This is a genomic window from Alkalibacterium indicireducens, from assembly GCF_039522005.1.
Taxonomy (GTDB): domain Bacteria; phylum Bacillota; class Bacilli; order Lactobacillales; family Carnobacteriaceae_A; genus Alkalibacterium; species Alkalibacterium indicireducens.
The window spans coordinates 1-1724 of record NZ_BAAADA010000053.1; the positions used below are offsets into that span (position 1 = coordinate 1).

Consider the following 1724-nt stretch of genomic DNA (forward strand, 5'->3'; position numbering starts at 1 on the left):
CTTCTTTCTTTTTGTCTACTTTAATTTCTTGCCCTACTATTTTACTTTCCGACAACTATTTTACACATAGCGCTTTCTTTTCGTAAGTTGCTACGTGATCAGACCGACTGATCTGCACACTTTATCTGCCTGTTTCAATCCCAAGAACAGCTTCTTTTGCATGAATCAGATCTGTCATTCGGCGGCAATGGGGAGCTTCTATTCCGTACTTTTCGGCTGCCTCCACTACTGCACCGTTCAGATAATCAATTTCTGTCGGACGTCGGTTGAAGAGATCCTGATGCATCGACGGGTAGTGCGATCCCAGACGAGATGCCACTTCTTTAAGGTAGTGAATCATTTCATCTCTGTCGATTTCGATATCATCTTGAGCTTTTGCCACAGCTGCGAATTCGTCAACGATTCCGTTGAGCAAGGAATCGATAGACGGCGATTTAAACAGCTGATCGATCGATGCATCCAGCAGTGCACACAGGGCATTCATCGTGCCGTTGATGCACGCTTTTCTCCAAGTCGTGTACTTGACATTCTTGCTGTATTCTCCGAAAAGGCCGCTGTCCTTGAGTATATTGACTATGACACGTGCGGCTTCTTCCTCTTCAGGATGGCTGTTCTGCAGCTCAACTGGGCCATTCCCGTTCAGCTGTATTTCACCTGGGGCAATAATCCCAGCCGTCCAGACAGTCGTTCCCATTATTATATTTCGTCTGTCGACAAATGCTTCAAGAGTTTTAAGGTGTCCTAATCCGTTCAACAGACAGACGATTTTTGTTTTTGTACCGATGAGATGATTGATTTGAGTCATCATCTTCTCCAATCCCATCGCCTTCGTGAATACAAAGATAACATCCTTTTCACCAGATACTTCTTCCGGCCTGGCAATAGTCATTGGAAGTGTCCCTTTTACCCCATTTACTGAAACAGTCAGTCCATTATTTCTGATTGCTTCAATGTGGTCTTCCCAATAATCTAGAAGCGTCACGTTTTGTCCATTTTTCTGAAGCATATATCCGAATCCGCATCCAAGCGCCCCCGATCCTGCAATTGCTATATTCATCAATCTTATCCCCTTCTACTAGTTAGCTGCTGTTGACACTCCCACAGCTAAAGCAGTGGGATTCTTAAGTGCTTTGTCGAACGCAGGCCATTTCTGTTTTGTTCAAGCCTTAAGTTTAAGGGTGTGCCATCACCCCTCCCATGGCAGAGCCTATAGCTCCATGGGCACTCATACTGTGACCATATGAGTTAGGTTGTTTGGGCGATATTCAGAGCTCCTACTCTATCCCGATGCCCCCGGTAGCCGCACCCGCACTGATACATTCGGTCGGTTACTTTATTTCTGGCCTTACATGTCGGGCAAGTCTGAGAGGTATACTCTGGATTGACCTTTTTAACAACGATACCGATTTCTCTTGCTTTATATTCAATGAAGTCTGTTAGTTGAGCGAATGTCCAGTTATGCAGAATCGCTGTGTGTTTTCCTCTTTGTCTTGAGGTCCGGCGAATGCCGGAAAGATTCTCCAGATGGATGGTGCCACAGTTCGTGTCTCTCGCAAACCGTACTATGTGTCTGGCAATCTTATGATTAATATCCTGCATGATTCTCGCTTCTTTATCATTGAGTGTCCGAATAGCGTTCAGTTTCTTTTTCTGCCCTAACTCCCGTCTGAGCTTCTTATACTTTCGGCGAATAACTTTGTTTGCTCGTCCGTTTCCGAAGAAAG

The 1724-nt window shown here is 45.1% G+C and carries 2 protein-coding genes; both read right to left on the reverse strand.

The genetic code is table 11. From position 1 onward, the window contains the following. Positions 1-121: 121 nt before the first annotated feature. Entirely contained in the window at positions 122-1057 is a 936-nt protein-coding gene (locus ABFX15_RS03815) for a 2-dehydropantoate 2-reductase (RefSeq protein WP_346024177.1), read from the reverse strand. A gap of 188 nt (positions 1058-1245) precedes the next feature. Beyond that, a partial coding sequence (locus ABFX15_RS03820) for an RNA-guided endonuclease InsQ/TnpB family protein (RefSeq protein ID WP_346024178.1) occupies positions 1246-1724 on the reverse strand: 479 nt, incomplete at its 5' end.